19 protein-coding genes are annotated in these 25272 nt (G+C 40.5%); 14 read left to right on the forward strand and 5 right to left on the reverse strand.

The window, feature by feature from the left end:
• Positions 1–40: 40 nt before the first annotated feature.
• The 3 genes from Q0H92_RS04090 to Q0H92_RS04100 all read left to right on the forward strand — a co-directional run bounded on the left by Q0H92_RS04090 (position 41) and on the right by Q0H92_RS04100 (position 3048).
• Positions 41–2149, forward strand: a complete 2109-nt coding sequence (locus tag Q0H92_RS04090) for a methyl-accepting chemotaxis protein (RefSeq protein ID WP_296012240.1) — start codon at positions 41–43, stop codon at positions 2147–2149.
• Between the two features lie 104 nt (positions 2150–2253).
• The gene (locus Q0H92_RS04095; RefSeq protein ID WP_296012242.1) at positions 2254–2829 is read left to right on the forward strand and encodes a hypothetical protein; all 576 of its coding nucleotides are present in this window, start codon (positions 2254–2256) and stop codon (positions 2827–2829) included.
• Positions 2830–2841: 12 nt separating this feature from the next.
• The gene (locus tag Q0H92_RS04100) at positions 2842–3048 is read left to right on the forward strand and encodes a helix-turn-helix transcriptional regulator (RefSeq protein WP_296012244.1); all 207 of its coding nucleotides are present in this window, start codon (positions 2842–2844) and stop codon (positions 3046–3048) included.
• Positions 3049–3230: 182 nt separating this feature from the next.
• On the opposite strand, the gene Q0H92_RS04105 is transcribed toward Q0H92_RS04100, so the two are convergent.
• The 3 genes from Q0H92_RS04105 to Q0H92_RS04115 form a co-directional block, all read right to left on the reverse strand.
• Positions 3231–5201: a DUF4105 domain-containing protein gene (locus Q0H92_RS04105; protein ID WP_296012245.1), complete on the reverse strand. Its 1971-nt coding sequence runs from the start codon at positions 5199–5201 to the stop codon at positions 3231–3233.
• Between the two features lie 52 nt (positions 5202–5253).
• Positions 5254–5697 (reverse strand): DUF3015 family protein, encoded by a 444-nt coding sequence (locus Q0H92_RS04110; RefSeq protein ID WP_296012247.1) that lies wholly within the window; start codon positions 5695–5697, stop codon positions 5254–5256.
• Positions 5698–5840: 143 nt separating this feature from the next.
• Positions 5841–6548: an SGNH/GDSL hydrolase family protein gene (locus Q0H92_RS04115; RefSeq protein WP_296012248.1), complete on the reverse strand. Its 708-nt coding sequence runs from the start codon at positions 6546–6548 to the stop codon at positions 5841–5843.
• 100 nt (positions 6549–6648) lie between these two features.
• On the opposite strand from Q0H92_RS04115, the gene Q0H92_RS04120 reads away from it, so the two are divergent.
• The 11 genes from Q0H92_RS04120 to rfbB all read left to right on the forward strand — a co-directional run bounded on the left by Q0H92_RS04120 (position 6649) and on the right by rfbB (position 22502).
• The gene (locus Q0H92_RS04120) at positions 6649–7077 is read left to right on the forward strand and encodes an Rrf2 family transcriptional regulator (protein ID WP_296012250.1); all 429 of its coding nucleotides are present in this window, start codon (positions 6649–6651) and stop codon (positions 7075–7077) included.
• 481 nt (positions 7078–7558) lie between these two features.
• A complete protein-coding gene (gene cysK / locus Q0H92_RS04125) occupies positions 7559–8494 on the forward strand; it encodes a cysteine synthase A (RefSeq protein WP_296012252.1) in 936 nt (311 codons plus the stop codon).
• Between the two features lie 329 nt (positions 8495–8823).
• Positions 8824–10167 (forward strand): MATE family efflux transporter, encoded by a 1344-nt coding sequence (locus Q0H92_RS04130; RefSeq protein ID WP_296012254.1) that lies wholly within the window; start codon positions 8824–8826, stop codon positions 10165–10167.
• Between the two features lie 225 nt (positions 10168–10392).
• Complete coding sequence (gene uvrA / locus Q0H92_RS04135; RefSeq protein WP_296012256.1) at positions 10393–13332, forward strand: excinuclease ABC subunit UvrA; 2940 nt, start codon at positions 10393–10395, stop codon at positions 13330–13332.
• Between the two features lie 3 nt (positions 13333–13335).
• On the forward strand, positions 13336–16575 hold the full coding sequence (locus Q0H92_RS04140) for a hypothetical protein (protein ID WP_296012258.1): 3240 nt from the start codon (positions 13336–13338) through the stop codon (positions 16573–16575).
• 30 nt (positions 16576–16605) lie between these two features.
• Positions 16606–16974 (forward strand): hypothetical protein, encoded by a 369-nt coding sequence (locus Q0H92_RS04145; RefSeq protein ID WP_296012260.1) that lies wholly within the window; start codon positions 16606–16608, stop codon positions 16972–16974.
• Between the two features lie 154 nt (positions 16975–17128).
• Positions 17129–18889: a signal peptidase I gene (gene lepB, locus Q0H92_RS04150; protein WP_296012262.1), complete on the forward strand. Its 1761-nt coding sequence runs from the start codon at positions 17129–17131 to the stop codon at positions 18887–18889.
• A 48-nt stretch (positions 18890–18937) separates the two neighbouring features.
• Positions 18938–19849, forward strand: a complete 912-nt coding sequence (locus tag Q0H92_RS04155) for a hypothetical protein (RefSeq protein WP_296012263.1) — start codon at positions 18938–18940, stop codon at positions 19847–19849.
• Positions 19850–19910: 61 nt separating this feature from the next.
• A complete protein-coding gene (gene rfbA / locus Q0H92_RS04160; protein WP_296012264.1) occupies positions 19911–20786 on the forward strand; it encodes a glucose-1-phosphate thymidylyltransferase RfbA in 876 nt (291 codons plus the stop codon).
• On the forward strand, positions 20786–21385 hold the full coding sequence (gene rfbC / locus Q0H92_RS04165; RefSeq protein ID WP_296012266.1) for a dTDP-4-dehydrorhamnose 3,5-epimerase: 600 nt from the start codon (positions 20786–20788) through the stop codon (positions 21383–21385). The genes rfbA and rfbC overlap by 1 nt, the downstream gene beginning before the upstream one ends.
• A gap of 1 nt (position 21386) precedes the next feature.
• Positions 21387–22502: a dTDP-glucose 4,6-dehydratase gene (gene rfbB, locus Q0H92_RS04170; protein WP_296012534.1), complete on the forward strand. Its 1116-nt coding sequence runs from the start codon at positions 21387–21389 to the stop codon at positions 22500–22502.
• A gap of 55 nt (positions 22503–22557) precedes the next feature.
• Here the strand turns inward: rfbB and Q0H92_RS04175 are convergent, their stop codons facing one another.
• Positions 22558–23124 (reverse strand): hypothetical protein, encoded by a 567-nt coding sequence (locus tag Q0H92_RS04175; protein WP_296012267.1) that lies wholly within the window; start codon positions 23122–23124, stop codon positions 22558–22560.
• A 57-nt stretch (positions 23125–23181) separates the two neighbouring features.
• Entirely contained in the window at positions 23182–25209 is a 2028-nt protein-coding gene (locus Q0H92_RS04180; RefSeq protein ID WP_296012269.1) for a UvrD-helicase domain-containing protein, read from the reverse strand.
• Positions 25210–25272 lie beyond the last annotated feature (63 nt).

Below are 25272 nucleotides of genomic sequence, written 5' to 3' on the forward strand. Positions count from 1 at the left end.
CTACCAGAGGTTTTTGTTTTTTAAGGAGGACTTTATTATTATGGGAGAAAACACTTCGTCAAACACCGAAAAACGCAAGAGCCTTGTGTTCCGGCTTGTTCTTTTTGTAGGACTTTCAATTATATTTTTTAACGCCCTGCAGATTATTGTAACAGGAGAAATTACAAAAAAATCCCAGCTTGCTGATTCGGCAAACGACTACGGAGTTGTGGCAAAGGCGTATTCGCAGGTAATTTCAGAAAAGGTTGACGCCTATTTCTACGCTATGAATTTCTATGTGAATTCGGATATGGCCCTAGAAGGAACTTTTGACCAAATGCGCCAATGGCTTGTCTCTCAAGAAGACCACCGCATAAAAGAGTTCGACTACATAATGCTTGCAGGTTCTGATGGAATTGCCTATACAGACACTGGAAAACGCATCGATATTTCCGACCGTCCGTATTTTAAGGCGATAATGCAGGATGGAAAAACAAAATTCATCGATGATCCAGTGGTTTCAAGAACAACTGGGCAGTCTGTAATTCACGTAACACGCGCGATTGTACGCAACGGAAAGAATATCGGTCTTATTTCGGGCGTAATGCAGTCAAAAAATTTAGGCGAAATCATCAGCAATATAAAAGTTGGAAACACAGGATATGCGTTTGTTCTTGCCGACGACGGAACTGTCATTTCTCACCCGAACAGAGACTGGATAAACAAGCGCAACTTCCTTACAGGCTATTCGGAAGGACACGAGGATATGGGAGAACTTGCCAAGCGAATGGTCAGCCGCGAAACAGGACACGCCTGGCTAAAAGGAATTTATGATGAGCTGGAATTTATCAGTTTCACGCCGGTAGAAGGCACTTCATGGTCAATGGCAGTTTCGATTCAGCAGAAAGAAATTTATTCTACAATTTCTTCAATGATGGGGAAGATGGCTTTGCTTTCTCTTATAAGCGCGATTCTTCTTGTAAGCATAGCAGGCTTCCTTATGTACCGGGCAATCAAGCCTTTGAACACTCTTGACTCGGCAATAACAAAAATTGCTTCCGGCAACGCAGACCTTACACAAAGAATCGACATAAATTCCAACAACGAAATCGGCTTTGTTGTAAAAGGATTCAATAAATTTGTAGGCAAATTGCAGGAAATTATTTCTGATGTAAAAACTTCTAAAAACGACCTTTCTAGCGCCGGTGAAGTTCTTGAAGAAAGCACGCATAATACTTCAAGCGCAATCACGCAGATTCTTGCGAACATCGACAGTGTAAGAAATCAGATTGTAAGCCAAAGCTCAAGCGTTGAAGAAACAGCCGGAGCTGTAAACGAAATCGCTTCAAATATTTCTTCACTTGAAAGAATGATTGAAAACCAGACCGCGGGTGTAAGCCAGGCTTCCGCCGCCGTTGAGCAGATGATTGGAAACATTTCTTCTGTAAATCAGTCTGTTGACAAAATGGCTTCTTCATTCAGCGAGCTTCAGTCTGACGCGCAGAACGGTTTCTCTAAGCAGCAAATCGTAAACGAGCAGATAGAAAAAATTGAAAAGCAGTCCGCAATGCTTCAGGAAGCAAACGCCGCTATTTCTTCAATTGCAAGCCAGACAAACCTTCTTGCCATGAACGCCGCAATTGAAGCCGCCCACGCAGGCGAAGCCGGAAAAGGATTCAGCGTTGTTGCAGACGAAATCCGTAAGCTTTCTGAAACTTCTACTTCTCAGTCAAAGACAATCGGCGACCAGCTTAACAATATCCGCGAGTCTATCGATGAAGTTGTTGCTTCTTCCGCGGAATCAAGCTTGGCATTTGAAAGTGTTTCAAAGAAAATCAAGGACACAGACCAACTTGTTGTTCAGATTAAGTCGGCGATGGAAGAGCAGACAGAAGGCTCTAAGCAGATAAACGAAGCTCTTCATTCCATGAACGACAGTTCTTCCGAAGTTCGCAACGCATCTTCTGAAATGTCCGCCGGAAATCAGGCGATTCTTGAGGAAGTAAAGCGGCTTCAGGATGCCACAATGGTTATGAAGGAAAGCATGGACGAAATGGCGATTGGTGCAAAGAAGATAAACGAAACTGGAGCGGCCTTGAGCGAGATTTCTTCAAAGGTAAAAGGTTCTATTTCGAATATCGCTGACCAGATTGACCGTTTTAGAGTCTGATAAAAAAAATTATCGTAAAACATAATTTTATTATTAAAATACGATAAAAATTTATTGACAAACTATTAAAGCTCCTGTAGGATTATTCTATAGGAGCTTTTTTTATGTCCAGAAAAAATTTTAATATGCTTGCAAAGGTCGTTTCAAAGTTTTTTGAAATTGTTTTCTTTGTGTGTTCTATTCTAATGGTAGTTGCCGCAATCCTTTCTTTTGCGCGTCCCCAACTTCTTGTGCCTTTTCTTCTTGCCAACATTGACAATGGCACAATTGCCACAAACGGTTTTCAGATTATGATTGTTGCTCCAAATGGAGAGCCTATTTTGGGCGCGGTCAGAATTTTTACGTTCGCCGGAATCTTTACAATGCTTTGCATGACAATGATTTTCAGAAACATTTATCTGATAATCAAAACTTGCGAAGGGCACACTTGGTTCAGCAAGGGCAAAACTCCGTTTCAAAAGGACGTTGTAAGAATGGTCCGGGAAATCGGAATTTTCAGCATAATGATTCCTATGACTGGACTTGTGCTTAGCCTTGTTGCCCGTCTTGCTCTTGGCGCGGATTTTTGCGAGACCAGCGTTCAGATTGTTGGAATCGCCATGGGAATTGCGATGATTTGTTTTTCGCGCATTTTTGCCTACGGAATAAAACTTGAAGAAGAAGTCGAAGGGCTTATCTAAGGACGGAGTATTATGGGAAATATTGTGTTGCATCTTGACCGCGTAATGGTTGAGCGCAAGATTTCATTGAATGAGCTTGCTGAAAAAGTCGGAATTACAAACGTTAACCTTTCCAAGATAAAAAACAACAGAGTAACGGCAGTGCGTTTTTCCACACTTGAAGCCTTGTGCCGCATACTTCATTGCCAGCCCGGAGACATTTTAAAATACGAGGAATAGAAAAAATGGCATTCAGGGGATTATCCGGTCAAGCCGGATAATGACGCTATCGCAAAATTCCCTGCTTGCTTTTTGATTTTGTGTCATTCCCGTGCTTGACACGGGAATCCATTTAAAAATTACAATAGATTGATAACCAAGTTTGCTATGCAAACATTGCCATACTTGTCATAGAACAATCTCTAAAAGTACGCGTTAAATGAAACCGTGAACTCGTGCCAATGCTCGCCCCAGTCCATGTTGAAAGAGTAGCCGCCTTTGAGCGAAATGTTCTGGGCAAGATTTAAACCTTCGTTTACGCTTGCCTGAATTCTTAAATGGTCTTTGTCAAACGGAGACTGAAGCGCGCTTGCCGCAATCTTATTCTTCCAGATTCCTGCCGTTGTGATAAATCCAAGCTCCGCGCCAAGAAGCGGATCAGCATAAAGATGGTCGCGCTCGTATTTCGGAGAAAAATAAAGGTCGAATCCTGCAAGAAAATACGGCTGAATCCAAGAAGCCGGCTTTATGCTTGTTCCGAACATCGATTTTAGCCTGAAAGCCAAATCTTCTTCCTTTTCCTCGTTCGGGTTCGAGTCAACCCCCATTACAATGTTTATCGCTCTATTAAAAAAGTACAAATCAGAAACCGGTAGAGAGATTACCGAGGCAATCAGTGCTTTCTTTAAGTAGAAGTCGGTTTCCTGCGGATGCACTCTTAAATCAATTTCGCCGAACACAAGTTCAGAGTTTGAAGCGTATCCTGCCGGGCTTTCAAGCTGCTCGTGGGCTGTAAGACGGAATTCTAAGCCAGTGTACGCGCCTTCTATATCTTTTCCGCCGTGAATGGCAATCTTTTTAGAGCCGTGCGCTTTTTCTGGATGAGGAGGTTCTGTTATTTTTGTGCTGGATTCTATCTTGCCGAGTTTTCTACGCTCCGAAAGAACTGCAACAAAACGAGGTCTATATTCATCCGATGAAATTTTTCCGCTATTTAAAAGTGAAGTAAGATAATCAGATGCTTGCTCCCAAATTTCCGCCTGTTTTTCCTTTGGCAAATCGCTGAACGGAAAATCCTGTGTTGTCTTTTTTCCGCGGCAAACATCTTTTACATATTTATTCTGCTTGTGTGTAAGCTGTGTTTTTTGGAATTCTAGCTTTGAGTACACGGAAGGTCTGTATTCAGCCTTGTCTGTAAGTCCCATTTCGCAGATGGTTTTTACAGTTTCGATTGGCTCTACAACGCCGCTTAGAACGTTTGTAATATTCGTTTCTGGTTTTGCCGCCTCAACAAGAAACAGCAGGTTGTACGAGCAGTTTTCGCTTACAAAGAAATAGTTTGAGTATATTCCAGAAAGGTCAAAAACATGGCGCAGCATTCTTTCTTTTTCTTCTTCTGAAAAATTCAGGCGGTATTCCCACATATCGCGCATGTCCATGTTGGCATATTCCTTGATTTTTTCATAGTAAGGTCCAAATGCAAAATATCCGCGGAATCCACCTACAAGACCAAGAAATGCATATACTACACCGCCGCTTACATTTGTTACAGCTCCATAGTTTATGGAATTGGCAAGAAGGCGTGACTGTCCTTTTGATTCTACAAGAAGAAATGTGTGTCCGAATACTGAAGCTGGATTTTTAAGAAAGCCTGCCGGAAATATAAGGTAAACATCTCCGGGATTTACTTTTTGCACAACTGCCTGATAATACGCGTCGCCGTCGTAAGGAAAATCTTCTTTTGAAAGATTCAGCTCGTCGCAAATCCATTTGAATCTGCCTGGGAAACGCTCTATTGCGTGCCGCTCGTCTTTGCCCGGGGCAGGCGAGAAAAACGCTTTTATCGTGGCTTCAAGCTCCGCCTTTGGATTTGTCTTGCCTTTTTTTGCGCAAAAAAACATCGGGTCATCCACAAGGCTTTTATTTCTGTGAAAAAGAGAAGGCTTGTAATGCAAAAGTGTTTTCCAGTAAGGTGCTTTGTAAAGCTCCAAAGAAAATGCCTTGTCTACAACTTCCTGCGCTTTTTTTTCGTAGCCGGGAGCTGGATCGGTTGGAGCAAGCTTTGAAATTGCTTCTAGTTTTCCTGAAAAGTCTACAGCGTCCGCAGTGTTTTTTGCGGGGCTGTCTTCATCTGCAAATACTGGCAGGAAAAATGAAGCTGCAAGTAAAAACAAACAGGGTACGACTTTGCGGCCGTACCCTGTTCTTTTAGACGAAATGTCCAACTTAGCCAACAAGTGAGTAAATCTTTCCGCTTACTTCAGCTGCAGATACGTCTGAAGAAGAGAAAATGTTGTCAAAGTTTGCCTGAAGAGCAGCTTTGAAAGCTACGCTGTCAGAAACGTTGAGCATTGCAGAGAGTGTGTCAACATATTCGCCTTCGCCCATAGCGATGTCTGTTGCAAGTGCATCCATGTTGTCTGTGATGAACTTGTCTGTCTCTTCCATTCCGAGGAGTCCGCCATCGTATCCAGATGTTCCGAATGTAATAGCGAATCCCTGTGAGAAACAGAATCCGTTTGTTGTAGCAGCAAGCAAGTCCATAGCAGGTCCGCTCTGGTTACCAAGAATAACATAACCAAGACCAGGTCCAACTTTTGTTGCAAATGCGCTAGAAGCAAGTGCCAATGATACAACAGCTACTGCAGCAGCCAATTTACCCTTAAACATAAGAGCCTCCAAAGTTTTTCAGAAAAACAGAGCCATGAAGCTTTTGTTTCTCCTTTTAGTTTTATAAATGATAAAGCAACAATTTCAAAAAGTCAAGAAAATGAACAATTATTGCCTAAAATTAACAAAAAACTTAAATTTCACTATTTTGGAAACTCGTTTTTGACTTTTGGAAGCTCTTTTTCCCAGATTTCCGCCATGAACTTGTAGCCGTCTTCGTTCGGGTGGATTCCGTCTTGGCACATAAGCTCCTTGTCTTTTTTGGACTCAAGAAACGCAAGCCTCATGTCCACAATCTGAACATTGTTTTGAAAACTGTATTTTACAAGATGCGCATTGTACGTTTCGTGATTCTGGTACAGCGTCATAATGTCAGAGTTTACAAACTCCTTTACTTTTTGCTCGTCGTATCCGCGGCAAATATGCAAAAGCCATCTGTCTGGAACAAGAGGCGGCATTGTCATAATGAGCGGCGTTGTTCCGTTTTGTCGGCAAGTGCTTACCATTGTGTCTATTGTTGCAATGAATTCATCTATGCCAACACGCGGATTTGTGTTTTCCCCGGAGCATATTTGCGCCCAGTCATAGTCGCAGTCGTTTCCGCCGGATTCTATTATTGCAAGGTCGCCAAGCGCATTCCGCTCAACATCGCGCAAAAAACGTTTGTAGCTTTTGGTGATTATGTTTCCGAATACGCTCTGGTTGTTCAGCTTGAATCCTAATTTTGCGGCTGCAAGTGAAAGGCTGTCATTCTTTGTTATGTCAAAAAGGTGTCCGCTTCCTGTTCCTGTAACCGCGCCCTTTAAAATTGAATCTCCATATACAGAGACTGTGTTAATTCCGTTTTCCATGCCTTGTTAGACACATTCCGCGCCGTTAAGTTTCAAAAAATCGCATTGAAACTTAATAATCCTTGTGATAAGATAGGAAAATAAAAAGAGGTTACGGTTTATGCTGATTTCAACAAGAGGGCGTTATGCGCTTCGTGTTATAATAGAGCTTTGTTCGCACGGAAAAGGCGAGTTTGTTCCATTAAATATCATTGCTGAAAATCAGGATGTGTCGCTAAAATACCTTGAAAGCATTGTGGCTCTTTTGGTTAAGGCGGGCTTTGTTGAAGGCTTGCGCGGAAAAAAAGGCGGCTACAGACTTACAAAAGACGCTGACGAATATTCCGTTGGAGAAATCCTAAAGCTCACGGAAGGAACTTTAGCCCCTGTAACCTGCCTTGAAGAAAATGCGGAAGCTTGTCCTCGTTCTGCTGAATGCAAGACGCTCCCCATGTGGGAAAAACTAGACACTATAATTTCAAACTATCTATACAGCGTAAAAATTTCCGACCTTCTAAAGCCTGAAAGTGTAAGCGACTGGGTAATATAAGCAGATTTTATTAATCTTTGCGTACAAAAATATTATCCTAATCGTCCATTAGCAGAATATTTTGCGTACAAAAAGATTCTACTGAGCGTACAAAATCAAAATGTTCTGCGTACAAAAGTAAAATGCTGAGCGTAGAAAAAGATAATTCTGACCGTACAAAAATAAAATGCTGGGCGTACAATACCAAAATGTTTTGCGTACAAAAAGATTCTACTGAGCGTCTAAGAATAAAATATGTCTAGGTAAGGCACCGTTTTTGTCATTCTCTGACTTAATCGGGGACTCTCCTTTAGAGGTTGTCGTATCAAGTACGACAATGACATTGCAACAGATTCCTGTGTCGGGGAACAGGAATGACATAGAAATATATAAAAATAATAATAAATCACAAAACCCTATTGACTTGATAGGAAATAAAAGCTAGTATAACCGCATAAAACCTATATTTTAAGTAGGAATATAAACTATCAGGAGGCCGGATATGGCAGACATTAAGGAAAGCGTAGTAGAACTGATTGGAAACACACCGATTCTAAAGCTCAACAATTACTCAAAGGCTAGCGGCATTGAAAACGCAACCTTGCTTGCAAAACTGGAATATCTGAATCCGGCCGGAAGCGTAAAAGACAGAATCGCGCTTGCAATGATTGAAGATGCAGAAAAAAAAGGCATTTTAAAGCCCGGAGCTTCTATAATTGAACCTACTTCTGGAAACACAGGAATCGGACTTGCTGCTGTTGCCGCTGCAAAAGGCTACAAAGCAATTTTGACTCTACCAGAGACAATGAGCGTTGAACGCCGCAATCTTTTAAAGGCTTACGGTGCGGAGCTTGTTCTTACAGAAGGCGCAAAAGGAATGAAAGGCGCGATTGCAAAGGCGGAAGAGCTTCAAAAGTCAATTCCCGGCTCTGTTATTCTCGGTCAGTTTGTAAATCCGGCTAACCCTAAAGCCCACCGCGAAACTACAGGTCCTGAAATCTGGAGTCAGACAGACGGAAAAGTTGACATTTTTGTTGCTGGCGTAGGCACTGGCGGAACAGTTTCCGGCGTAGGAGAGTTCTTAAAGTCAAAGAATCCGGCTGTAAAAGTTGTTGCCGTTGAGCCTGCTTCAAGCCCGGTTCTTTCAAAAGGAACTGCCGGCTCTCATAAAATTCAGGGAATCGGCGCAGGATTTGTTCCAGAAACGCTCGACACAAAGATTTACGATGAAATTATTGCCATAGAAAATGACGATGCTTTTGCTGAAGGAAAGGCTTTTGCGCGTTCAGAAGGAATTCTTGTTGGAATTTCAAGTGGAGCGGCTTTAAAGGCTGCAAAAATTCTTGCCCAGCGTCCAGAAAACAAAGGAAAAGTTATTGTGGCTCTTCTTCCAGACTCTGGAGACCGCTACCTTTCAACTCCGTTGTTTGCAGACTAATCTAAAAGTTTTACTATAGGGATGTCTAATAAGTTCTGAATAAGATTATCGGGTCAAGCCCGATAATGACATAAAGATACTTTTTGGATATTCCTTATTTTTTTTCATTGCCATTGTCATATTTTTCTCTTTTATTATCAAACTTTTATTTGTCATTACTGTTATCTAACTTTTTCTGTCATTATCCAGCTTGATTGGGTAATCTCCTTTTCAATTTTGCGTTTTGTTGCTCAATCTGTTGGTTATATCTTGCATTATATTGTAACAAGTGATATATATGCTTCTGATTATCGTATCAAGTCCGATAATGACGTAAAATGGAGAAAATTATGAACAAACAGTTTTACAAAGATTCGCTTAAAATGCTGCTTCCGGTTATCCTTCAAAATATATTTGCCGCGATGATGAGTTCCGTGGATGTTATCATGCTGAACAGTGTAGGGCAGGACGCTATTGCGGCAGGCTCGCTTGCAACCCAATATTCAGGACTTGTCTTTATGTTTTATTCCGGCATAAGTTCCGGCTCTATTCTTCTTGCGGCTCAGTATTTTGGAAAAAAGGATTTTAAGGCTCTTGAGGCAATTGAAGGAATTGCGCTTAAATGTTCTCTTGCAGTTGCCATTGCTTTTTCTGTTGGAGCGTCCTTGTTCCCGGAAAAACTTATGCGTGTTTATACGCCAGACTCGGTTTTGATTGCGGAAGGCTCGGAATATCTTCGCATAATCTGGGTGTTTTATCTTTTGTGGGCGGTTTCTAACGTTTATTTTTCCATGCTTAGGAGCGCGGGTCGTGTTTCGATTGCGACTTTCTTTAACGGCGTGGGATTTTTCCTGAACATCATTCTTAATGCGGTTTTTATCTTCGGATTTTTCGGAATTGAAAAAATGGGAATCCGCGGAGTTGCTCTCGCCACTTGCATTTCTCAGGCTGTTTGCGTTGCAGGCTGCTTTATTGTTTCAGCTAGAAGCAAGGACATAAAGCTTAAGTTTTCCTATATGTTTATAAGAAGTCGCTCTCTTGCCAAGGATTTTTTCAAGATGTCTTTGCCTGCTTTGCTGAATGATGTTTCCTGGGGAGCCGCGTTTTCTGTATACGTTGCGATTATGGGACGGCTTGGCTCTGATGTTGTTGCGGCGAATTCAATTGTGTGCGTTGTGCGTAATTTTGCCACTGTGTTCTGCTATGCGGTTGCTGCGGTCGGCGGAATTATTGTTGGAAACTTGATTGGCGCGGACAAGATTGACGAGGCGGAAAAAGGCGCAAAGGAATTTCTTAAGATTACGGTTATCGCAGGCGTTTTAGGCGGACTTTTGGTGTTCGCTTCAATTCCGTTTGTTCTAAAGTACGCTTCGCTTTCAACTTTGGCAATGCACTATTTAAAGCAGATGCTTTTTATAAATGTCTACTATATTATGGGAACTGCTGTTAATACAACGCTCATTGCAGGAATTTTCCGTGCGGGCGGATGCACAAAATTCGGTCTTATCTGCGACACAATTGATATGTGGGGCTACGGAGTTGTTGCCGGAATTCTTACAGCTTTTGTGTTCAAGCTTCCTGTTGTCTGGGTTTACTTTTTTATGTGCCTGGACGAATTTGTAAAATGGCCTTGGGTGTTCTCATTCTATAAAAGCAAGAAGTGGCTAAAGAACATTACAAGAGCCGAATATTAGGTCGAATATTGAGTTTTATATTTTACTGTCATTATCGGGCTTGACCCGATAATCTGTTGAAATACAGTAGATTGCCGTGTCAAGCACGGCAATGACAAACTTGTTAGCACTGGAATGACAGTTAAGAAAATGTTTTTATCAAAACTCAAAATTGAGTCTATTAACTTTGGTTTCATTTTTTGCAGGCATTTTCATTTGTCTGCTTTTCTTCTATAATAATACACTATGAACGCATTCAACGATGACAAAATTGTAATTCAAGGTGCGCGCGAGCATAACTTAAAGAATATCAGTGTTGAAATTCCGCGCAATAAACTTGTTGCCATAAGCGGACTTTCTGGCAGCGGAAAATCATCACTTGCATTTGACACTCTTTTTGCTGAAGGTCAGCGCAGATATATGGAAAGCCTTTCTTCTTATGCAAGGCAGTTTCTTGGAAGAATGGACAAGCCGGATGTAGATTTGATTACGGGGCTTTCTCCTGCGATTTCAATTGAGCAAAAGACAACTCACAAAAATCCGCGTTCAACTGTGGGAACTGTAACTGAAATTTACGATTATTACCGGCTTTTGTATGCAAGAATCGGAAAAGCCCACTGTCCGAATTGCGGCAGGGAAATCAAGGAGCAGTCGGTTGACCAGATTATAGAAACAATTCTTTCTTGGTCGCAGGGAACTAAGCTTACAATTCTTTCTCCTGTTATCCGCGGAAAAAAAGGCGAGCATCAGAAAGTGATTGACGACGCAAAAAAATCCGGCTTTGCGCGCGCCAGAATTGACGGTCTTATGGTGGAGCTTGAGGATTCCATAAAACTTGACAAGCAGAAAAAGCACACAATTGAAATCGTTGTTGACCGCATAGTTTTAAAGCCTGAAATTAGAAAGCGTCTTGCCGATTCAGTTGAAACCGCGCTTCAAAGTTCAAACGGCGTTATAATTGTTTTGCGCCGCGTTAATAAAACCGACGAAGCTTATGAAACTGTTGTGCATGAACTTTCTGCAAAAGGAAAATCAGTTGATTCCGCCGCGGATTTTATAGAAGAGGAAGTTTTCTTTTCGCAGAAAAATGCTTGCCCGGACTGCGGAATTTCCATTCCAGAGCTTCAGCCTAGAATGTTCTCTTTTAACAATCCGTTTGGAGCCTGCCCGGACTGCACTGGTCTTGGCGAAAAAATGGAATACGACAAAAATTTGATTGCGCCGGATTCTTCCCTTTCATTCAATGAGTACGGAATTCAGGCTTACAACCCGGAAAGTTCCTGGAACCATGCGATGTTCGAGGCTGTTGCAAATGAAGCGGGCTTTACTCTTGAAACTCCGCTCAAAGACCTTACAAAAAAACAAAGTGATTTTTTGTGGAACGGAGATGCGCAGAAAAACATAAAGTGGGTTTACAAAAAGCAAAGCGGCGAGGGAACAAGTTCTTACAACCGTCCGTGGCTTGGAATCTTTGGTGATTTGCGCCGCCGCTACAATGAAGCTTGGGGAGAAAACGCAAGGGAATCTCTTGAAAAATTCATGTCGCATAAAGAGTGCGCATCCTGCCACGGAAAACGTCTTCGCCCGGAATCTCTTGGCGTTACTGTCGGCGGAAAAAATATCTGGGACTTGACCGAATTTTCTGTTACAGAAACCATAGACTTCTTTGAAAAATTAGAGCTTTCGGAAACAGAAAAAAAGATTTCCGCGCAAATTTTAAAGGAAATAAAATCGCGTCTTTCGTTCTTGAAAAATGTTGGGCTTGAATATCTTACGCTTCAACGTTCGGCTGCAACTTTAAGCGGAGGCGAGGCGCAGCGCATAAGGCTTTCAACTCAGATTGGCTCTGGGCTTACCGGGGTTATGTATATTTTGGACGAGCCTTCAATCGGCTTGCACCAGCGGGACAATCAGCGGCTCATTGATTCTCTTTTATATCTTAGAAATCTTGGCAACACGGTAATTGTTGTTGAGCATGACGAGCAAACTTTGCTTACCGCGGATTATCTTGTTGACATTGGACCGGGTGCTGGCGTTCACGGCGGAAAAATCATGGCGGCAGGAACTCCGCAGGAAGTTATGAAAATTCCAGAAAGCCTCACAGGTCAGTATCTTGCTGGAAAAATCAGAATGGAAATTCCAAAGCAAAGAAGAACTGGAAACGGAAACTTTATAAAAATTCAAAATGTTACAGAGCACAACTTGAAAAATGTGAGTGTTGAAATTCCGCTTGGAACTTTTACTTGCATAACTGGAGTTTCTGGCAGCGGAAAATCAACTTTGCTGAATGATGTTTTGTTTCCTGCAATCAGCAATAAAATTATGAAAAGCGAGCTTCCTGTTGGTTCTTACAAAAAAATTTCAGGCTTGGAAAATATCGACAAAGTAATCAGCATAGACCAAAGCCCGATTGGAAGAACTCCGCGGAGCAATCCTGTAACTTACATCGGCGTGTTCGACAAAATCCGCGAGCTTTACGCAAGCATTCCAGAAGCAAAGGCAAAAGGCTACAAGAGCGGACGTTTTTCTTTCAATGTAAAAGGCGGAAGATGCGAGGCTTGCCAAGGCGCCGGAACTTTGACAATCGAAATGAATTTTCTTCCTGACGTTTTTATTCCATGCGATGTCTGCCACGGAAAAAGATTCAATCAGGAAACTTTGGACATTCTTTACAAGGGAAAATCCATAAGCGATGTTCTTGACATGACAATTGAAGAAGCCGCTGATTTCTTTGCTGGAATTCCGCATATTGCAAGAAAACTTGAAACTTTAAAAAGCGTGGGGCTTGGATATATTCAGCTTGGGCAAAACGCACTTACTTTGAGCGGAGGTGAAGCTCAGCGTGTAAAGCTTGCATCTGAACTTTCGCGCCCTTCAACTGGAAAAACTTTGTACATTTTGGATGAGCCGACCACGGGACTTCACTTTGTTGACATAAAGCAGCTTATGAGCGTTATTCAAAAACTTGTTGACAAAGGAAATTCTGTTGTGATGATTGAGCATAATCTTGACGTTATTTGCCAGGCGGATTATTTGATTGACCTTGGTCCTGAAGGCGGAAGCGGAGGCGGTTCTGTTATTGCGACGGGAACTCCAGAAGAAGTTGCAAAGTCAAAAGAAAGCTACACAGGAAAATATGTTTCCCAGCTTCTTGAACGTGAAAAAGAAAGAGACAGGCTTTTGTAAAAAATGTTTTTTTGTCTTTCATCTTTCGGAAAAAGATTTGCTCTTTTTTTGCTTGCTTTGTTTTTTTTGCTGAAGCCTGCGTTTTCTCAAAGCGAAGTTACAGTTGTAACAATCATAAGCGCAAACTATTCAGAATACAAAAAAAATGAAAATACAAGCGAAGATGAAATTCACCTTTCTGGAAACGTAAGGCTTTCTGTTGAAAAAGAAAAATCAAAGACAGAAATAAAAGCTGACGATGTAACTTTTAATCGTTCAACACAAATGCTTTATGCAAAAGGAAATGTGCGCATTTTAAAATCCGGCGCAAGCGGAGACGAGCAGGATATTTCTGCTTCAACCGTTTTATTGAACACAAGCACTTTGGAAGGTGTTTTTGACAACGGAAGAATTTTCAATGCAGGAAACGGCTCTTTAAATCTTCCGTCCGGCTCAACGATGATTGTCGCTTCTGAAATTTTCGGCAGGGATTCTTCCGGCTCTGTTGCATTTAAAAATGCCGCCCTTACTTTTTGCGATGACGAAGATCCTCATTGGAAAGTGAAGGCTTCAAGAATTTGGCTTCTTCCCGGCGGCGAGTTTGCGTTTTTGAATGCGGTTGTCTACGTTGGAAAATTTCCGGTTTTGTATCTTCCGGCTTTTTATTATCCAAAGGACGAGCTTTTGTTTAACCCAGCGTTTGGATATGACGAACGGTTCGGCTATTATTTTCAGACTACAACTTATTTGCTTGGAAGAAAACCTTTGCAAGAAGCCGACACTTCTTCTGATGACAATCTTGCGGCAGGAATTTTCAACTTTATGCGTCCTTCAACTTTAAAGGAGCAAAAGAGGGAAGGACTTGTTCTGCACAATTTGGATGAAGATTTTAAAGGAGACGCTTCAAGCTATTTAAAGTTCATGGCGGACTACTATGCGAATATGGGATTTGCCACTGGACTTTCTGGAGTTTACAAGCCGTCTTCTTCGGACTACATTTCTTCAATTGAAGCCGGAGCGCAGCTTGCGTTTACAAATACAGTTTTTTATTCAGGCGGAAAATATACTCCTTATTCTTCAGCTGGAAAAATTGAAAAAGACAAGTCTAATTTTCTTGGAGTTGAAGCTCCGTTTCGTTATAGCGGCAAGTTAAGCGCTTCCATAAAAAAGCCGTTTTCATTGAGCCTTTCCATGCCGGTTTATAGTGATCCGTTTTTTACGGAAGATTTTGAAAAAAGGTCTGAATATCTTGACTGGATAAATTTTCTTTTGGGCCAGACAAAAACTGATGACAACGACACGGAAGATACTTCTTCGCAGACTTCTTCATTTGAATGGACAGCAAACGCTTCTTATTCTGTTCCGCTGCCTGATTTTGTAAAGCCGTTTATTTCAACTTTGTCCATTACAAATTTGTCGGCGGATATTTCATTTAATTCAAAGTCCAGAACTGATTCTGATTTTTCTTCTGCCGCAACTGACTGGCGCACTTACAGCCCGGAGCGTTCGTTTTTTTATCCGTCGCAAGTTGTTCCTTTTAAAATCGCGGCAAAAATCGAAGGAACTATTTTTAAATATCCGTTTGAAAAAAATTACGAGAAATTTGATTCGCCATCTTTTCCAATCGAACTTGAAATTCCAGAAGACTTAAAAAGTCCAAAGCAAAAAGAAAAAGAAACCGATTCAGAAAATTCAGAAACAAAAGATGAGGCGCAAAAAAAATCCGAGAAAGAAAAAGATGCGCTTGCATTTTCTATACAGGAACTTGCGCCAAAACCAAAAGAAAATATTGTTGATGTAAAGGGAGTTGAATACAAACTTGGCTACTCGATAGTTCCGCAGTTTACATCTCAAGTCAACTACAATTCTTCCGAGTTGCTTGAGCCTTCTGATTTTAAATGGGGAAATTTTTATTCAACTTATTATCAGATAAAAGTTCCTGCTACAATTTCAAGCGAGCTGGGATTTAGAAATCCGTTCGTGTATTCAAAAAATGATTTTACTTTCAATCCTGTTTACCAAAGCCACCCGAACCTTGACGGCTACACTTCCGAGTCTTCAAAAAATTCTGTAAAGCTTTCGGATTACAAAGCTAAAAAAATGGATTTGGTAAATGACAATAATTTTTCTATAAAGCCGTTTGCTTATTCTGATGTGTTCAAGGATTCTAGCATTGCTTGGAAATCTTCTATAAAACTTATAAAGACAGAATTTATTGGAGATGCAGAAAAACCTGAATGGGAATACGCAGTTATGAAACTCACCGATGAAGAAACTGTAACTTCCCATACCGTGAGCGCAAAACTTGCCGCAAAAGAAACCGATGATTTTTCGCAGTCGCTCACATTGACTTCAAATCTTCCGCCGCAGCTTGACGAGTACACTTTCAACGCCGCGTTTTCTTTTCCTTATGCGAGCCTTTCCGCGGAAGTCGGAATAAAGCAGGAAAATGAAGACACCGATAATTTTGTTTGGAATCCTTTTAAGCAGTCCGCCACGCTGAAATTTTTCAACGGAAAACTTTTGTTTTCAGAATCATTCAATTATGAAATGGAAGAAAAACGTTCGGACTCAATGAAGCTTTCTTTTTCTTGGAAGGATTTTCAGCTGTCGTACATAATGCAGTACACGACTTGCTACGATTTTGATTCAAGCGAAGGCTGGGTTGCAAAAGAAGACAAGAATTTTGTTCCTTACACTTTGAGCCTTGCGTATTCAACTTCCGGGAAAACTTTCAGGTACTGGAAAAATCGGATTACTTGGGCGCCTTCTCTTACAGCCGGAATTGTCTATGACTGCGTGCGTCCTACAAACAGCTATTTTAGATTTGTTCCGTCTTTGACTTTTAAAATCCATGACGCGTTTGAACTTTCATTCAGCGCGGAAACTCAAAACAATGTTATTTTCAGATATTTCCAGAGATTCACAAAATACGACAATGTTATTTCCGGCGAAGAAAATATGTTTGCTGATTTGTGGAATTCTTTTGCTTTCTGGGGCGACGGTCAGTTTTACGATTCAAGCCAGCTTAACAGGCGTTCTTCTGGATTCAAGCTCAAGACTTTAAAAGTCAGCATTACAAGGAATCTGCACGACTGGGACATGACAGGCTCAATTTCGTTCAAGCCTCGCCTTGTTACAAACGGAAGCGGCGCAAAAACTTATGACTATCATCCGTATATAACTTTTGCAATTTCCTGGCATCCGATGCCTAGTTTTAAGACTGAACTTATTGACGAATATGGAGAATGGCAATTACAATAGAAGAAACTGAAAATAAAGCGGAGGCGAAAAATGTCAGAAGAAATCAATGAAGAAAAAAAAGCGGAAGAAAATTCTTCTGGTAAAAAGTTGTTTGCAAAAACTCTAAAGCAGTATCTTGACAAAGGAGTTGAAGCTTCTAAGAAAGGTTTGAAAACTGCTGGTTCTGCAATAAGCGAATTTGGCGACAAGTCCGTTAACAAAATTGATATTGTTCAGCTGAAAAACCGTCTTGAAAAAAAATATCAGGAGCTTGGACAGGCTGTTGCGGATCAGCTTGCGGAAGACGGAATTTCAATTTCAAAAGATTCTCTCGTTGTTTCTGAAAAACTTTCTTCAATAAATGAGCTTAAAGAAAAAATCCACGAAAAAGAAGAGGCCTTGAAAAAGTACGAAAAATAAAAGGAATGCCATTATTAATCCCATGCTGTCATTATCGGGCTTGACCCGGTAATCCCTATGAAACAAGACAATGAATTTGCAGGGGAATGGCGATGAAAATTTTTCATGCAGTAAATTTGTGGCAACGGATTTTGTTTTGTGATAGAATATCTGCATGAAAAATTTTTCGTTGATTATAAAACTGAATTTAATTTGTGCGGCAATTTTTTCTGTTCTATGTCTTTATATGCATTTGGACATTTCCGCCGTGGCTTTTCCTATTTCCGCAGGATTTACTGTTCTTCTTTATTTTGCTTCATACGTTGAGCTTGTAAAAAATAAATCAGTGCGCCACTTGAATTCTGTGCGCCGTGTTTTTCAGTACGAGCCTTTTGTTTTTATAACAGCTTTTGTTATTCAGCGTTCTGGAAAATTTGGATTTTCTGCTGCCTTTGATTTTTTGTGTGCTTTTGCTTGGATTGTGATTCTTGTTCTTGCACTTTTGGCGCAGTATTTTCTTGCTGAAAAACGGATTGCGTCTCTTGATTCCGGCTGGGCTGAATTTTTAAAGGCGAATCCTTACAAAAAGCCAAAGGGAATAAAGCGTGTTGCTGTTGAAATTCTTGAATGGATTGACGCGCTTTTCCAGGCTGTCTTTACAATCATGCTTTTGAATATTTTTATTTTTCAGCTTTACGAAATTCCGTCAGAAAGCATGGTTCCGACTTTCCTTGTAAAAGACAGGGTTGTTGTTTTTAAATCTCTTGCCGGTCCGAAGTTTCCGCTTAGCAATGCAGGTTTCCCTTATCTTCAAAAATATAAAAGAGGCGACATTGTTGTTTTTAGAAATCCGCATTACGGAAGCGACCGCGAAAATGAAGTGAAAACTTTTTTCAGCCAGTTTATTTATATGTGCAGCCTTACACTTTTAAAGACGAACACTGACGAGCATGGCGAAATAAAAGCCGACCCTCTTGTAAAGCGTGTAACCGCAGTTCCGGGCGAACAAATTTATATGCTTGATGGAGCTCTTTATTCGCGTACAAAAGATAATCAGGAATTTAAGCCTGTAGTGCAGGATTCTTCTTGGGCTGCTTGGAATTTGAATCCGCTTTCTTCAAAGATAAAATCAAAAATTCAGGCAATTCCTCTCTCCGAAGCTCAGGCTGAATCGACTTTGAAGATTGAAGAGCAGCGCAGAACTCTTGACTTGAACAGCGCAAAAGCTGAATGCGAAAAACTTTCCAAGGAATTTGCTCGTTATGCGCGTCCAAAAGAAAATTCGGGCAAATCTATTGAAGAGATTTTTTCAGCTCGGGACTTGTTTGTCTACAATTTGTTTTCAAATATAAATAACGAAACGATTTCGCTTTTGACTGTAAAAGGCGGCTCCGATTGGGTTGACTCGTTCCTGAACAGCTGGCACCGTGAAAATAATATTTCTTTGCAAATGGTTGGAAGCGATGCGTATGCGGAATCAAGTTTCAGACTCAATGTAATGGCAAAGCTTTTATTCGGCAGGATTCTTGTAAGAAATGCAAGCCTCCTGGCTTCTGAAATTCCAGTTTCAAAATGGCAGTCTGATTCTGTGCGAATGGAATATCTTAAGGCGGCTCAAGAACTTTGCCTTTACATTCTTGAAATGGATTTAAGAAATCTTCCTGTTTTCCCTGCAAATGATGCGAATGGAAACGCTCAGTACATTCCTGAAAACTGCTATTTTATGATGGGAGACAACCGCTACAATTCTCTTGATATGCGCCATAGCTACGAGCAGACTTTAGTTTCAGTTTCGAAAATGGATTCAATGTCTGTAACTTACTATACAAGCCTCTCTCCTCAATATGTAAACAGAAGCCGTATGCTTGGAAAAGCTTGCTTTAGATTCTGGCCGTTGAACCGTGTTGGAATTCCCAAAAGTGGTTTGACTGACTAAAAGTGAATTGTTGTTGATTTTTGAAATAATAAATAATATAATAGATTTATGACTGAACAGTACGAAAATAATAATGAAGATGAAATTTCTTTGATTGATTTGTTTGCGGTTCTTATCCGCTATAGAAAACTTGTAGTTATAGGAACACTTTCTGTTGCGCTTATCGTTTTTACATGGCTTTTTGTCCTGCCGAAATTTGTTCCTTCGCTGAATAAAAAAACGCTTACAGTTTCATATTTGTTAAAAACAGAACGTTTGCCTGCCAGCGTTCTGCCTTCTGTTAATAATTATAGCATTTTATGGACTGCAATAAATTATATGAAGGATGTTAGAGTGCTTGCGGATGTACAACGGGAATTTTCAATTTTTGCTGATGAAAAAAAGGCTTCTTCTGTTAGCGCTTATAATAAGCAGATTCAAGATGCTATTGATAAAGAAAAGTTTGTAGTAAAAACTTCTCCTATTGTTGATACAATTGCTGTTATTTTAAAGATTTCTGTTGAAAAAAAGGAATTTGCTGATGATTTCATTAAGAAAATAGCAAAAATGACATCTGATTATATTGAAACTGATTTAATGCCGGAAATTGACACTTTGGAAGATAATGCGGATAGGATTCTTGAAAAATATGGTGAGATGGGATTGTCTGAAAAAAAAGCTTCCGCTTCCGCTTCCGCTTCCGCTTCCGCTTCCGCTTCCGCTTCCGCTTCCGTGAATTATGCAGATATTTCATCTGATATAAAATCTTTTAAGACAAAGCATGATGAGTTTGTAAAATCTTTGGATGATGCATTTGTAATTACAGATCCTGCGGGCCGCGCAATGAAATTTATAATTGCTGTGTTTGCATCGTTCTTTGTATTTGTATTTATATCATTTTTGCTGAATGCTGTGGCAAATATAAAGACAGACCCTTATGCTTCAAATCTTATAAAAAAAGCATGGGATGAAGGAAAATAAATTTATAAGCATGACTTTTTGAAATTCAAAAAGTCATGCTAAAAAAATCAAGGATTGAGATATGAAAGGAATTATTTTAGCAGGCGGTTCTGGAACTAGGCTTTATCCAATTACAAAAGCTGTTTCAAAGCAAATTCTTCCGTTGTATGACAAGCCGATGGTTTATTATCCGTTAAGTTGCCTTATGCTTGCGGGAATAAAAGAAGTTCTTATAATTTCAACTCCAAGAGATTTGCCTTTATTTAAAGAACTTTTTGGAGACGGAAGCTGGCTCGGAATGAAATTTGAATATAAGATTCAGGAAAAGCCGCGCGGACTTGCTGACGCTTTTATCATCGGAAAAGATTTTATCGCGGATGACAGCGTTGCGTTGGTTCTTGGCGACAACATTTTTTACGGACAGTCTTTTACTTCAACTTTAAAACGCGCAAAAGAAACTGTTGAGTCTGGAAAGGGCAGTGTGATTTTCGGCTATTATGTAAAAGAGCCTTCTGCCTACGGAGTTGTTGAATTCGATAAATCTGGAAAAGTTCTTGGAATTGAAGAAAAACCTTCTGTTCCAAAATCAAACTATGCAGTTCCGGGACTTTACTTTTATTCAAATGATGTTGTAAAAATCGCCGCTGATGTAAAGCCTTCTGCCCGCGGAGAAATTGAAATAACTTCTGTAAACAACGAATTCCTTTCAAGAGGACAGCTTTCTGTTGAACTGCTTGGACGCGGAATGGCTTGGCTTGATACAGGAACTTACGACGGACTTTTGGAAGCAAGCAATTTTATTGCAACAATTCAAAAGCGCCAGGGAATGTATGTAAGCTGCATTGAAGAAATCGCATTCCGCAACGGATGGATTTCAAAAGAAGAGCTTTTGTCTCTTGCTTCAGGCTACAAAACTGAATACGGCCGTTATCTTGAATATATCGCAGGAGCAAACTGATGTTCGAATTTAAAAAATGCGTTTCTTCCGACGGAATAGAATTTTCAGGACTTTATGAAATTCAGCCGAAAGTTTTTGGAGACAGCCGCGGATATTTTTTGGAAACTTACAGTGAAAAAGATTTTTTTGATGCTGGACTAAAAATGAAATTTGTGCAGGACAATCAGTCGTCTTCTTCAAAAGGCGTTTTGCGCGGACTGCACTTTCAGACAAAGCATCCGCAGGGAAAACTTGTGCGCTCGTTGCAAGGAAAAGTTTTTGATGTCGCCGTGGATTTGCGCAAAGGTTCTGCTACATTTGGAAAATATTACGGAGTTGTCCTTGACAGCGAAAAGCAAAATCAGTTTTACATTCCAGAAGGCTTTGCCCACGGATTTTATGTGATTTCTGATTCGGCGGTTTTTGCTTACAAATGCACGGACTTTTATCATCCGGAAGATGAAGGCGGCTTGATGTGGAATGATTCTTCAATTGGAATCGACTGGAAATCTGTTGGGGCTGAACAGATTCCGCTTTTAAGTGAAAAAGACAAGAAGCATCCGTCATTCTCTTTTGATGCGGATTATTTTGATTTAAATGGAAAATGGCAGGGAAAATAAAATGCGCAAACTAAAAAATATTCTTGTAACTGGCGGAGCTGGCTTTATTGGCTCGAATTTTATTCACTATTTGTTTGGACTTTCTTCAGCGAACGGAAATCTTTTTAACGATGCGGATTTCAGCGGAAACGTTGTGAATGTTGACTGCCTTACTTATGCCGGAAATCTTGAGTCTTTAAAAGATGTTGAAGAAAAATTCGGCGGAAAGCGTTACTTCTTTGAAAAAGTGGACATTTGCGACCGTTCAGAAATTGAGCGCATTTTAAAGCAGTATGACATTGATACAATTATTCATTTTGCCGCGGAAAGCCATGTTGACCGTTCTATTCTAGGACCTGAAACTTTTATAAAAACAAATGTTATGGGAACATTCACCCTTTTGGATGCTGCCCGCAATTTTTGGAAAAAGCCGGACGGAACATTCAGAGACGATGTTCTTTTTCATCATATTTCAACTGATGAAGTTTACGGTTCTCTTGGCGAAACTGGATATTTTACAGAAACAACTCCTTATGATCCGCGCTCTCCATATTCTTCTAGCAAGGCAAGTTCCGACCATATTGCAATGGCATATTTCCATACTTACGGCTTGCCGCTTACTTTAAGCAACTGCACAAACAATTACGGACCTTATCAGTTCCCGGAAAAACTTCTGCCACTTATGATTAGCAATATCCGCGACGAAAAGCCTCTTCCTGTTTATGGCAAGGGCGACAATATCCGCGACTGGATTTATGTTGAAGACCACAACCGCGCAGTTTGGCTTATTGTAAACAAAGGACGCACTGGCCAGAAATATAATATCGGCGGAGAAAATGAGTGGCAGAATATAAAGCTGCTTCATAAAGTGATTGAGCTTGCCTCTGAAAAACTCGGAAAACCTGTTTCTGAAATTGAAAAGACAATCACTTATGTAAAAGACCGCCCTGGGCATGACAAGCGTTATGCTATTGACTGCACAAAAATAAAAACTGAGCTTGGCTGGCAGCGCAAAATGACTTTTGAGGAAGGCTTGAATGCGACTGTTGACTGGTATTTAAAAAATACAGAATGGGTTGACCACATTCTTAGCGGCGAATACACAAAATGGATAGACGCTAATTACAAGTCAAGATAAAATGAAAAGAAAAGCCTCGTGAAAACGAGGCTTTCTTTATGCGTAAAAATATTGCTTACTGTCTTTTTACAAACTGTATGAAGTCTAAATTCATTCCGACATCTCCAGTTTTTTGCTCTGAATTTGCCTGAATTGTAATAAGAATTGTGCGCGGCTCGTCAATTGTAAAATAGATTGGCGCTCTTGTTGTAAGCTCCCAAGTTCCTAACGGCGGATTGCTTGGATAAACGCGGAAAGGCGTGTTGTCAATATAAACATAAAACGCGCTGTGGTCGGAATCTGTGGCTTTTTCCTTTATAAGGCATTCGTAAGTTCCAGCCGGAAACTTTACCTTGAGTTTTGCAGTTGCTGCCTCATCAAGAAGCCGTGCCGCAAACTGTCCGCTTGCATCTTTATCCTGAACAACAAGAAAATGATGAAGCAGCATGGATTCAACTTCGTATTTTATTCCGATTCCAGAATATTCAATAACAGGAAGCTCTGTCATCATTGGCGGCGGAGTCTGCTTGTCTTCAACTTTCAGAAATTCCGAATTCTTAGGTGAAGTTGCGCAGGAAAAAAATGCCAGTGTATATACTGCCGTTAAAATAGTAAAAAGTGTTCTCGATAAAATTGTTCTCATTTTTTCATTATAACACAAGAACTTTGCATTTGCAAATATCAATCTTGCCTGAAACTTTTAAATCTTTGGAACTCTTGGTTTTGCCATGTTCTTCAGCATGTTTTGCAAAAGCTCGTGGGCTGTTTCTGCATCCACTTCTTTTGAAGGCTCGTGATATTCAACAAGATTTTTTGGAATTTCATCAAGGAAGCGGCTTGGCTCGCATTCAACTGTGGAAGTCATTTTTCTTCTGTGTGAACATGAGGAAATCAAAAGCCTGTCTCTTGCTCTTGTAACTGCAACGTAAAAAAGCCGCCGCTCTTCTTCGACTGCCGCATCTCCGCCTTCTTCTACAGCGTGGGCGTGAGGCATAAGACCTTCTTCCGCTCCGGCAATAAATACAACTGGAAATTCCAAGCCCTTGCTTGCGTGGATTGTCATTAAATTCACTTTGCCTTTGTCCTGCTCGTCGCCCATATCATCTCTTGAAATCAAAGTGATTCTGTTTAAATATGCGTAAAGACTTGTGTCGTCATAGTTCGGATTGTTTTCCCATTGCTCCATGCTTTTGATTAAGCTTTCAATGTTCATGTATTTGAATCTTGCGGATTTTTCACTTTTTGGATTTTCTGAAATCAAGTAGTCAAAATAATTTATTTCATCAACTAAAGCGCGAACTTTTTTTGCAAGTCCTTTTCCGGAAAGCATGCTTTTGGAATTTTCTATTATATTTGAAAAAGTTTCAAGATCCGCTTTTGTTTTTTCACTTACAGGACATTCCTCTTCCGAAGATGACAAAATCGCCTGAATGGATTCCCACAGAGAAAAATTCATTGTGGAAGCAACTTTGTTTATTGATTCGATTGCAGCTTTTCCGATTCCACGACGCGGCGTGTTTATTATGCGCAAAAGATTTATGTCGTCGTCATGGTTTGCAATTACGCGCAGATAGCTGATTATGTCTTTTATTTCCTTCCGCTCAAAAAAACTTGTGCCGCCGCTCATTGTGTATGGAATGTTGTTTTCAAGAAACGCTTCTTCGATTGCGCGGCTCTGTGTGTTTGCCCGGATTAAAACTCCAAAGTCGTCATAGTTGCGTTTTTCGTCTACGCTGATTCCAAGAATTCCTTCTGCGATAAAGTCAGCTTCCGCGGCTTCGTTTTCCGGCGAATAAAGTTCGATTGGTTTTCCGTTTCCATTTCCGCTCCAAAGCTCCTTGTCTTTGCGGTTTGTGTTGTGTTTTATAACTCCGTTTGCCGCCGCCAAAATTGTTCCAGTTGAACGGTAATTCTGCTCAAGCCTTATTTCAGTAACATCAGGAAAATCTTTTTCAAAATTGATTATATTCTGAAAATCTGCGCCGCGCCAGCTGTAAATGCTTTGGTCATCATCGCCAACGACTGCGATATTTTTGTTTGCAAGAAGATGCATCATTTCGTACTGCTGATGGCTTGTGTCCTGAAATTCGTCAACCATTATGTAGCGGAACCTGTTTCGGTATGCTTCCAAGATTTCCGGGTTCTCTTTAAAAAGTTTTATCGGAAGCACAATCAAGTCGTCAAAATCAACTGAATTAAAAAGCTTAAGGCTGGACTGGTATTCTTCGTAAAGGCTTCTGTACATATCGCTTTCGGAATTCCAGTTTTTGCGTCCGGTTTTTATATCGCTGAACAACGTGCTTATTTTGTAAAGATCCATTGCGTCCGCTGAAAATTTCAGTTCGCGACCGCTTTCTTTTATAAGAGCCTTTTTGTCGGTTTCGTCATAAATTGAAAAATTTTCCCGGTAGCCAAGCTTTGTAATTTCCTGCCTTAAAATTCGCACTCCGAATGCGTGAAAAGTGCTGACTGTAAGATTGTTCAGTTTTTTGCCGGTCAGTTCCTTTATGCGCTCTTCCATTTCCTTCGCAGCTTTGTTTGTAAAAGTTAGCGCGAGAATCTGGCTTTGCGGAATTCCTTTTTCAAGCATATTTGCGATTCTGTAAGTGATTACGCGGGTTTTTCCAGAGCCTGCGCCTGCAATTATTAAAATCGGTCCTTCAATTGTAGACACAGCTTTGTATTGCTCTGGATTGAGTTTGTCCTTTAAATCATTTTCAAGAGACATTTTTATTCCTTTTTTAACTAATTGATAATTGTCATTGCCGTGCTTGACACGGCAATCTGCTGT

Origin of the sequence: uncultured Treponema sp., from assembly GCF_934725225.1 — a bacterium.
Lineage (GTDB): Bacteria > Spirochaetota > Spirochaetia > Treponematales > Treponemataceae > Treponema_D.